This is a genomic window from Streptococcus mitis (assembly GCF_946190285.1).
GTDB lineage: Bacteria > Bacillota > Bacilli > Lactobacillales > Streptococcaceae > Streptococcus > Streptococcus mitis_CP.
The window spans coordinates 141,494-150,868 of record NZ_CAMHZX010000004.1 but is presented as its reverse complement, the minus strand read 5'-3'; the positions used below and the strand labels follow the sequence as shown (position 1 = coordinate 150,868).

The following is a 9,375-nucleotide window of genomic DNA, read 5'->3' as shown; positions in this document are numbered from 1 at the left end:
CTCGGGAAGTAGCTCAGCTTGGTAGAGTACTTGGTTTGGGACCAAGGTGTCGCAGGTTCGAATCCTGTCTTCCCGATTCATTACATAGATACGTAAGCGTATCTTTTTTGTTTTAACGGCTCTTTGTCAACTGTAGTGGGTTGAAGAAAAGCTAAGCTCGAGAAAGGACAAAATTCGTCCTTTCTTTTTTGATATTTAGAGCGATGAAAATCCGTTTTTTGAAGTTTTCAAAGTTCCGAAAACCAAAGGCATTGCGTTTGATAAGTTTAATGAGATTATTAGTCGCTTCTAATTTGGCGTTTGAATAAGGAAATTGAAGAGCGTTGACGATTTTCTCTTTGTTCTTTAGAAAGGTTTTAAAGACAGTCTGAAAAAGAGGATGAACCAGCTTAAGATTGTCCTCAATGAGTCCGAAAAATTTGTCTGCCTCCTTGTTCTGAAAGTGAAAAAGCAGGAGCTGGTAGAGATGATAGTGGTGTTTCAAGTCCTCTGAATAGCTCAAAAGCTTGTCTAAAATCTCTTTATTCGTCAAGTGCATGCGAAAAGTAGGGCGATAAAAACGTTTATCGCTGAGTTTACGACTATCCTGTTGAATGAGCTTCCAGTAACGCTTGATAGCCTTGTATTCATGGGATTTTCGATGAAACTGATTCATGATTTGGACACGCACACGACTCATAGCACGGCTCATGTGTTGGACAATATGGAAACGATCCAACACGATTTTAGCGTTTGGAAAAAGCTGTTTAGCTAAGGCATAGTAGGGACTAAACATATCCATAGTAATGATTTTCACCTGACATCGGACTGCTCTATCGTAACGAAGAAAGTGATTTCGGATGACAGCCTGTGTTCTGCCTTCAAGAACAGTGATAATGTTGAGCTTATCAAAATCTTGTGCAATGAAACTCATCTTTCCCTTAGTAAAGGCATACTCGTCCCAGGACATAATCTCAGGAAGACGAGAAAAATCATGCTTAAAGTGGAAATCATTGAGCTTTCGAATGACAGTTGAAGTTGAAATAGCCAGCTGATGAGCAATATCGGTCATAGAAGTCTTTTCAATCAGCTTTTGTGCAATCTTTTGGTTGATGATACGAGGAATTTGATGATTCTTCTTGACGAGAGAGGTTTCGGCGACCATCATTTTCGAGCAATGATAGCACTTGAATCGACGCTTTTTCAGGAGGATTCTAGTAGGCATACCAGTCGTTTCGAGGTAAGGAATTTTCGACGGTTTTTGAAAGTCATATTTCTTCATTTGATGTCCACAATCAGGACAAGATGGGGCATTGTAATCCAGTTTAGCGATGATTTCCTTGAGTGTATCCTTATTGATGATGTCTAGAATCTGGATATTAGGGTCTTTAATATCGAGTAGTTTTGTGATAAAATGTAATTGTTCCATATGAATCTTTCTAATGATGGTTTGGTTGCTTTTCATTATAGGTCATATGGGACTTTTTTTCTACACAAAAATAGGCTCCATAATATCTATAGGGGATTTACCCACTACAAATATTATAGAGCCAGAATTAGTTTACTTCTCTCTTTTTTTAATTTCAGTAATTCATTTTGATCGCGTATACTTTTTTGTTTCCTAATTTGTTCAATGAATACTGTAGTTTAGGTACATAAATTAAAATTTAACAGATTGTATAATTCTTACAAACTTTTAAGAAAGTAATTGAAGAGTTTTTTTGTTTTGCCTATAATATATGAGTTTTGTGCGATAAAAATTTCCGCTCTTTTGATTTTAAATAAGTATTAGTGTTCAATATAGTGTGAATTGGGTTTGATATTTCTTTTGAGGAAGCTGCCTTAGAGTTTTTCTACTTGTGTTTTATTGTATAGTGTATCTTGCTTGTTTTGAACAGAATTTTTATGACATTTGTCATATTTCCTAGTGACAGAAGAATCTAGCCCCGCTAATTTCAAAAGACTATAATTAAAGTATGAAATGGAGGAAGAAGAGATGAAAAATAAAATGATTGTCGCAGTGAGTCTAGTTGCAGCAGGAGTCATGACTTATCTCATGTTTTCAGGATTGGATGAAGATTTCTATCATTTTCCTTGGGAGCTATTTGCAGGATTTGGAATGATGTCCTGGCTTATCCGAGAAGGTTTGAAATTAGTCTCAGATGTGAAAAAGGAGTTTGAAAAATGAAAAAAGCGTTTCTCTATCTTTTTATTGGACTATCACTAGTGGTATGGTTGGTAGAAATGTTTACAGGTTGGTTTGATCAAGCCTTCCTTCACCAATTCATCCGTGGTGCCTGGGGACTAGGATTTATGATTTTTATCGCCTTTCCTATGGGAAAGGAGTGGTTGAAAGGAGAATATCATGAACATGATTAAGGTAGGAAGCCTAAATAAAAACATCAAGGGCAAGGCTATTTTGAAGGATATTTCCTTTGAGGTAGCTGAAGGTGAATGCGTCGCCTTGATTGGGCCCAATGGTGCTGGGAAGACCACACTCTTGGACTGTCTGCTTGGAGATAAACTGGTCACAAGCGGTCAAGTATCCATCCAAGGCTTGCCAGTGACGAGCTCTAAGTTAGACTACACAAGATCCTATCTCCCTCAAGAAAATGTCATCGTTCAGAAATTAAAGATCAAAGAGTTGATTGCTTTCTTTCAAAGTATTTATCCAAATCCCTTGAGTAACCAGGAGATCGATCAACTATTGCAGTTTGACAAGCAACAAAAAGAGCAATTTGCAGAAAAATTGTCAGGTGGGCAAAAGCGTCTTTTCTCTTTTGTCATGATCTTGATTGGCCGACCAAAACTTGTCTTTTTAGATGAGCCAACTGCGTCCATGGATACCTCAACCCGCCAACGTTTTTGGGAGATTGTCAATCAGTTAAAGAAAAATGGTGTGACCATTGTCTATTCTTCTCACTATATCGAAGAGGTAGAGCATACAGCGGACCGAATCTTGGTCTTGAATAAGGGAGAGTTGATTCGCGATACAACACCTCTAGCTATGCGTAGTGAGGAGATTGAAAAGCATCTTATCCTTCCTCTAGCTTACAAGGAAATTGTTGAGCAGTCTAACTTGGTTGAAAACTGGGTACAAAAACAAGATGCTTTGCAAGTAGTTACACGTGAAGCGGATGCTTTTTGGCAACTGTTAGTGCAAGCAGGATGTAGGATTCAAGAAATTGAAGTCAATAATCGTAGCTTGTTGGATACAATCTTTGAAGAAACACAAAAGGGAGATGACTAAGATGAAACGATGGATCGCACTAAACAAGATAGAATTTCTATTGACCAAACGACAATTAGTCTATTATCTGTTATCCGTAGGGATGCCGACAGCCTTCTATTTATTCTTTTCAGGTATGTACCAGGACACACCAGGTGGACCGGCTAATTTTATGCGCGACTACCTCATCTCCATGACAGCCTTTTCCATGATGTCGACAGCTATGTTTTCATTTCCAGCTGTCTTACATACCGATAAAATCAACAACTGGCAGAAAACATTGCGCCATACCCCTGTAAATATGGTAGAATATTATCTATCAAAGATAACAAGTATGATGGTTGATTATTTGGTCTCAATCCTGGTTGTTTTCTCAGTTGGGCATTTGGTCAGAGGTGTGGATATGCCTCTAGGAAGCTGGATTGGGGCTGCGTTCTTACTGATAGTAGGAAGTGTAGCTTTTGTAGCGCTTGGCTTGACCTTGACACTCTTGCCTTCTAGTCAGCTGATGTCTGTAGTGGGAAATCTTCTCTATCTAGGCTTGGCTGTTTTAGGTGGGCTCTGGATGCCCATCTCTTTATTTCCAGACTGGATGCAAGCAGTAGGTAAGTGTCTTCCAACTTATCAGTTGATGGAGTTGCTCAAGACCTTCTTAAACGAGGATGGCATCAATCTATCAGCTACAGTTTATCTACTTGTTTTTTCAGCAGTTTTGTTTGGTTTGACCATTTACCTTCAAGGTCATAAGGAGAATACTTAATGCTTGAAAGACTGAAAAGCATAGACTATATGTATTGGGCCAGTTTGATTTTTATGGTTTTTCCCATCGTTCCTGTAGTGACTGGGGAGCTTCCTAGCTGGCATTTATTGATTGATATTCTATTTATCTTGGCTTACTTAGGCGTTTTAACCACCAAGAGTCAACGCTTATCCTGGATCTTTTGGATTATCATGCTAGCTTATGTAGCTGGCTATACCGCCTTTGTTGGTGTAAATTATATCTGGTTCTTCTTTTTCCTTGCCAATCTCTTAATTTATCATTTCGGCGTACGTAGTTTTAATTCTTTACATGTCCGGACTTTTCTACTTGCTCAAGTCCTTGTTGTGGGGCAACTTTTGATTTTTCAGGAAGTTGAAGTTGAGTTTCTAGTCTATCTGCTTGGAATTATCACTTTTATCGATTTAATGACTTTTGGCTTGGTTCGGATTCGTATTGTGGAGGATTTGAAAGAAGCTCAGGCTAAGCAAAATGCCCAGATAAATCTATTGCTTGCTGAAAATGAACGCAGTCGTATCGGTCAGGATTTGCATGATAGCTTGGGACACACTTTTGCTATGCTGAGTGTCAAGACAGATTTGGCCTTGCAGTTATTTCAGATGGAGGCTTATCCACAGGTGGAAAAGGAATTAAAAGAAATTCACCAGATCAGTAAGGATTCCATGAATGAAGTGCGAACCATTGTGGAAAATCTTAAGTCTAGAACTTTGACATCCGAACTAGAGACTGTGAAAAAGATGTTAGAAATTGCTGGAATCGAGGTGGAAATAGCTAATCAACTAGATACAGCTAGCTTAACTCAGGAATTGGAGTCAACGGCTTCCATGATATTGCTTGAATTAGTGACCAATATCATCAAACATGCTAAAGCGTCTAAAGTCTACTTAAAATTAGAACGGACAGAGAAAGAACTCATTCTAACAGTGAGAGATGATGGCTGTGGCTTTACTTCTATAAAGGGGGATGACCTCCATACAGTCCGAGATCGTGTTCTTCCATTTTCGGGAGAAGTAAATGTAATTAGTCAGAAACAACCGACAGAAGTTCAGGTTCGACTACCTTATAAGGAGAGAAAGTAGATGAAAGTATTAGTCGCAGAAGATCAAAGTATGTTGCGAGATGCTATGTGTCAGTTGCTCACGCTTCAACCAGATGTAGAGTCTGTCCTTCAAGCCAAGAATGGGCAAGAAGCAATCCAACTATTAGAAAAGGAGTCTGTAGATATCGCCATCCTTGATGTAGAAATGCCTGTTAAGACAGGTCTTGAAGTCTTGGAGTGGATACGAGCAGAAAAGCTTGAAACAAAGGTGGTTGTGGTGACGACCTTCAAGCGTCCTGGGTATTTTGAACGTGCGGTCAAGGCCGGAGTAGATGCTTATGTATTAAAAGAAAGAAACATTGCAGACCTCATGAAAACCTTGCACACCGTCCTAGAGGGACGCAAGGAGTATTCGCCTGAATTGATGGAAGTGGTGATGACGCATCCCAATCCATTAACGGAGCAAGAAATCGCAGTTTTAAAGGGAGTCGCTCAGGGTTTCTCTAACCAAGAAATTGCAGATCAACTTTATTTATCAAACGGAACAGTCCGAAACTATGTCACCAATATTCTTTCAAAACTAGATGCAGGTAATCGAACAGAGGCAGCTAATATCGCGAAAGAATCTGGTTGGTTGTGATACTATCATATCTCGAAAACCATTATGTGCTAAAATTAAAATTATTCAATCAAACAATTTTGTAATTTGAGGAGGCTTAGTTTCCTCCTTTTTGTTTCGTCTAATACTCTTCGAAAATCTCTTCAAATCACGTCAGCTTCACCTTGGATTATATATGTGACTGACTTTGTCAGTTTTATCTACAACCTCAAAGCAGTGCTTTGAGCAGCCTGCTGCTAGCTTCCTAGTTTCCTCTTTGATTTTCATTGAGACTAAGGAAGTACCAAAGAGCTAAAATTAACAATAAAAAAGAAAAATATCTTGACAACCAAGGGAAAATTTTGTTACAATAATAGACGGTACTTTTTACTTTTGGTCTCTCAAGAGTGTACAGGGACGTGCTGACAAATGTTGCAAAAGTACACACAGATGATAGCTGTCACCAAGTGTATCATCACCAAAAATAAAAAAACACAGGAGAATGTAGATGCCTACAATTAACCAATTGGTTCGCAAACCGCGTAAATCAAAAGTAGAAAAATCTAAATCACCAGCTTTGAACGTTGGTTACAACAGTCATAAAAAAGTTCAAACAAACGTTTCTTCACCACAAAAACGTGGTGTTGCAACTCGTGTTGGAACAATGACACCTAAAAAACCTAACTCAGCCCTTCGTAAATTCGCTCGTGTACGTTTGAGCAACCTTATCGAAGTTACTGCCTACATCCCAGGTATTGGACACAACTTGCAAGAGCACAGCGTGGTTCTTCTTCGTGGTGGACGTGTAAAAGACCTTCCAGGGGTACGTTACCATATCGTCCGTGGTGCACTTGATACTGCAGGTGTTAACGATCGTAAACAAGGCCGTTCTAAATACGGTACTAAACGTCCAAAAGCATAAGGAAAGGGGATAAAGAGAAATGAGTCGTAAAAATAGAGCTCCAAAACGTGACGTATTGCCAGATCCGCTTTACAATTCACAACTAGTTACTCGTCTTATCAACCGCGTTATGCTTGATGGTAAACGTGGTACAGCTGCTTCAATCGTTTACGGTGCCTTTGAGCAAATCAAAGAAACTACTGGAAACGATGCACTTGAAGTATTTGAAACAGCTATGGAAAACATCATGCCTGTACTTGAAGTACGTGCACGTCGTGTTGGTGGTTCTAACTACCAAGTCCCAGTTGAAGTTCGTCCAGAACGTCGTACAACACTTGGACTTCGTTGGTTGGTAACAATCGCTCGTCTTCGTGGTGAACACACAATGCAAGACCGTCTTGCAAAAGAAATCTTGGATGCTGCTAACAACACTGGTGCAGCTGTTAAGAAACGTGAAGACACTCACCGTATGGCTGAAGCTAACCGTGCATTCGCACACTTCCGTTGGTAAGATTAAGATACTAAGGGCGTTAAAAAAGCGACTGAAAATTAGGAAGCTTGACGAAGAATCGAAGATTCTAGGAGAGCTTATCTATTTTCCAAGCTTTTAGCCCGAGTTCAATTCAACTTGTAAATCTACAAGTTGAAACCAACAATAGCATGAAAACATTGAGAACGGGTAGGTCCTGCCTATCCGTTTTTATTAAAATCATGTTATAATAGAATAGAAATCAAAAATAAATAGGAGAAACAAACCTCATGGCACGCGAATTTTCACTTGAAAAAACTCGTAATATCGGTATCATGGCTCACGTCGATGCTGGTAAAACAACAACTACTGAGCGTATTCTTTACTACACTGGTAAAATCCACAAAATCGGTGAAACTCACGAAGGTGCGTCACAAATGGACTGGATGGAGCAAGAGCAAGAGCGTGGTATCACTATCACATCTGCTGCGACAACAGCTCAATGGAACAACCACCGCGTAAACATCATCGACACACCAGGACACGTGGACTTCACAATCGAAGTACAACGTTCTCTTCGTGTATTGGATGGTGCGGTTACCGTTCTTGACTCACAATCAGGTGTTGAGCCTCAAACTGAAACAGTTTGGCGTCAAGCAACTGAGTATGGAGTTCCACGTATCGTATTTGCCAACAAAATGGACAAAATCGGGGCTGACTTCCTTTACTCAGTAAGTACACTTCACGATCGTCTTCAAGCAAATGCACACCCAATCCAATTGCCAATCGGTTCTGAAGATGACTTCCGTGGTATCATCGACTTGATCAAGATGAAAGCTGAAATCTATACTAACGACCTTGGTACAGATATCCTTGAAGAAGACATCCCAGCTGAATACCTTGACCAAGCTCAAGAATACCGTGAAAAATTGATTGAAGCAGTTGCTGAAACTGACGAAGAATTGATGATGAAATACCTCGAAGGTGAAGAAATCACTAACGAAGAATTGAAAGCTGGTATCCGTAAAGCGACTATCAACGTTGAATTCTTCCCAGTATTGTGTGGTTCTGCCTTCAAGAACAAAGGTGTTCAATTGATGCTTGATGCGGTTATTGACTACCTTCCAAGCCCACTTGACATCCCAGCGATCAAAGGTATTAACCCAGATACAGATGAAGAAGAAACTCGTCCAGCATCTGATGAAGAGCCATTTGCAGCTCTTGCCTTCAAGATCATGACTGACCCATTTGTAGGTCGTTTGACATTCTTCCGTGTTTACTCTGGTGTTCTTCAATCAGGTTCATACGTATTGAACACTTCTAAAGGTAAACGTGAGCGTATCGGACGTATCCTTCAAATGCACGCTAACAGCCGTCAAGAAATCGACACTGTTTACTCAGGTGATATTGCTGCTGCTGTTGGTTTGAAAGATACTACAACTGGTGACTCATTGACAGATGAAAAAGCTAAAATCATCCTTGAGTCAATCAACGTTCCAGAACCGGTTATCCAATTGATGGTTGAGCCTAAATCTAAAGCTGACCAAGACAAGATGGGTATCGCCCTTCAAAAATTGGCTGAAGAAGATCCAACGTTCCGCGTTGAAACAAACGTTGAAACTGGTGAAACAGTTATCTCTGGTATGGGTGAACTTCACCTTGACGTCCTTGTTGACCGTATGCGTCGTGAGTTCAAAGTTGAAGCGAACGTAGGTGCACCTCAAGTATCTTACCGTGAAACATTCCGTGCTTCTACTCAAGCACGTGGATTCTTCAAACGTCAGTCTGGTGGTAAAGGTCAATTCGGTGATGTATGGATTGAATTTACTCCAAACGAAGAAGGTAAAGGATTCGAATTCGAAAACGCAATCGTCGGTGGTGTGGTTCCTCGTGAATTTATCCCAGCGGTTGAAAAAGGTTTGGTAGAATCTATGGCTAACGGTGTTCTTGCAGGTTATCCAATGGTTGACGTTAAAGCTAAGCTTTACGATGGTTCATACCATGATGTCGACTCATCTGAAACTGCCTTCAAGATCGCGGCTTCACTTGCCCTTAAAGAAGCTGCTAAATCAGCACAACCAGCTATCCTTGAGCCAATGATGCTTGTAACAATCACTGTTCCAGAAGAAAACCTTGGTGATGTTATGGGTCACGTAACTGCTCGTCGTGGACGTGTAGATGGTATGGAAGCACACGGTAACAGCCAAATCGTTCGTGCTTACGTTCCACTTGCTGAAATGTTCGGTTACGCAACAGTTCTTCGTTCTGCATCTCAAGGACGTGGTACATTCATGATGGTATTTGACCACTACGAAGATGTACCTAAGTCAGTACAAGAAGAAATCATTAAGAAAAACAAAGGTGAAGACTAATCAGTTCTCA

At 40.1% G+C, this 9,375-nt stretch carries 10 protein-coding genes and 1 tRNA gene; 10 read left to right on the top strand and 1 reads right to left on the bottom strand.

Annotated elements, in window-relative coordinates; translation table 11 throughout:
* Window positions 1–2: 2 nt before the first annotated feature.
* A tRNA-Pro gene (locus N8L39_RS06970) sits at window positions 3–76 on the top strand.
* A gap of 75 nt (window positions 77–151) precedes the next feature.
* Here N8L39_RS06970 and N8L39_RS06965 read toward each other — a convergent pair.
* Complete coding sequence (locus N8L39_RS06965; protein WP_261010418.1) at window positions 152–1,408, bottom strand: ISL3 family transposase; 1,257 nt, start codon at window positions 1,406–1,408, stop codon at window positions 152–154.
* 552 nt (window positions 1,409–1,960) lie between these two features.
* Between N8L39_RS06965 and N8L39_RS06960 the strand changes: the two genes are divergently transcribed.
* The 9 genes from N8L39_RS06960 (at window position 1,961) to fusA (ending at window position 9,365) form a co-directional block, all read left to right on the top strand.
* The gene (locus tag N8L39_RS06960) at window positions 1,961–2,167 is read left to right on the top strand and encodes a hypothetical protein (protein WP_000390697.1); all 207 of its coding nucleotides are present in this window, start codon (window positions 1,961–1,963) and stop codon (window positions 2,165–2,167) included.
* Window positions 2,164–2,358 (top strand): hypothetical protein, encoded by a 195-nt coding sequence (locus N8L39_RS06955; RefSeq protein WP_000708869.1) that lies wholly within the window; start codon window positions 2,164–2,166, stop codon window positions 2,356–2,358. The genes N8L39_RS06960 and N8L39_RS06955 overlap by 4 nt, the downstream gene beginning before the upstream one ends.
* Window positions 2,345–3,229: an ABC transporter ATP-binding protein gene (locus N8L39_RS06950; RefSeq protein ID WP_261010419.1), complete on the top strand. Its 885-nt coding sequence runs from the start codon at window positions 2,345–2,347 to the stop codon at window positions 3,227–3,229. Before N8L39_RS06955 ends, N8L39_RS06950 begins: the two co-directional genes overlap by 14 nt.
* Before the next feature lies 1 nt (window position 3,230).
* Window positions 3,231–3,968, top strand: coding sequence for an ABC transporter permease (locus tag N8L39_RS06945; RefSeq protein WP_261010420.1), 738 nt, complete (start codon window positions 3,231–3,233; stop codon window positions 3,966–3,968).
* Window positions 3,968–5,065: a sensor histidine kinase gene (locus N8L39_RS06940; RefSeq protein WP_070526652.1), complete on the top strand. Its 1,098-nt coding sequence runs from the start codon at window positions 3,968–3,970 to the stop codon at window positions 5,063–5,065. The genes N8L39_RS06945 and N8L39_RS06940 overlap by 1 nt, the downstream gene beginning before the upstream one ends.
* Window positions 5,066–5,665 (top strand): response regulator transcription factor, encoded by a 600-nt coding sequence (locus N8L39_RS06935; RefSeq protein WP_261010421.1) that lies wholly within the window; start codon window positions 5,066–5,068, stop codon window positions 5,663–5,665. It begins immediately after the preceding gene.
* 466 nt (window positions 5,666–6,131) lie between these two features.
* Window positions 6,132–6,545, top strand: a complete 414-nt coding sequence (gene rpsL / locus N8L39_RS06930; RefSeq protein ID WP_001142332.1) for a 30S ribosomal protein S12 — start codon at window positions 6,132–6,134, stop codon at window positions 6,543–6,545.
* A gap of 19 nt (window positions 6,546–6,564) precedes the next feature.
* Window positions 6,565–7,035, top strand: a complete 471-nt coding sequence (gene rpsG, locus N8L39_RS06925) for a 30S ribosomal protein S7 (RefSeq protein ID WP_023935608.1) — start codon at window positions 6,565–6,567, stop codon at window positions 7,033–7,035.
* A 248-nt stretch (window positions 7,036–7,283) separates the two neighbouring features.
* The gene (gene fusA / locus N8L39_RS06920; protein ID WP_000090348.1) at window positions 7,284–9,365 is read left to right on the top strand and encodes an elongation factor G; all 2,082 of its coding nucleotides are present in this window, start codon (window positions 7,284–7,286) and stop codon (window positions 9,363–9,365) included.
* Window positions 9,366–9,375 lie beyond the last annotated feature (10 nt).

What these genes read in the sequence shown, in the direction of transcription:
- N8L39_RS06940 (WP_070526652.1), top strand. Translation starts at nt 3,968, where the DNA reads ATGCTTGAAAGACTGAAAAGCATAGACTATATGTATTGGGCCAGTTTG.
- rpsL (WP_001142332.1), top strand. Translation starts at nt 6,132, where the DNA reads ATGCCTACAATTAACCAATTGGTTCGCAAACCGCGTAAATCAAAAGTA.
- N8L39_RS06945 (WP_261010420.1), top strand. Translation starts at nt 3,231, where the DNA reads ATGAAACGATGGATCGCACTAAACAAGATAGAATTTCTATTGACCAAA.
- N8L39_RS06965 (WP_261010418.1), bottom strand. Translation starts at nt 1,408, where the DNA reads ATGGAACAATTACATTTTATCACAAAACTACTCGATATTAAAGACCCT.
- N8L39_RS06935 (WP_261010421.1), top strand. Translation starts at nt 5,066, where the DNA reads ATGAAAGTATTAGTCGCAGAAGATCAAAGTATGTTGCGAGATGCTATG.
- rpsG (WP_023935608.1), top strand. Translation starts at nt 6,565, where the DNA reads ATGAGTCGTAAAAATAGAGCTCCAAAACGTGACGTATTGCCAGATCCG.
- N8L39_RS06955 (WP_000708869.1), top strand. Translation starts at nt 2,164, where the DNA reads ATGAAAAAAGCGTTTCTCTATCTTTTTATTGGACTATCACTAGTGGTA.
- N8L39_RS06960 (WP_000390697.1), top strand. Translation starts at nt 1,961, where the DNA reads ATGGAGGAAGAAGAGATGAAAAATAAAATGATTGTCGCAGTGAGTCTA.
- fusA (WP_000090348.1), top strand. Translation starts at nt 7,284, where the DNA reads ATGGCACGCGAATTTTCACTTGAAAAAACTCGTAATATCGGTATCATG.
- N8L39_RS06950 (WP_261010419.1), top strand. Translation starts at nt 2,345, where the DNA reads ATGAACATGATTAAGGTAGGAAGCCTAAATAAAAACATCAAGGGCAAG.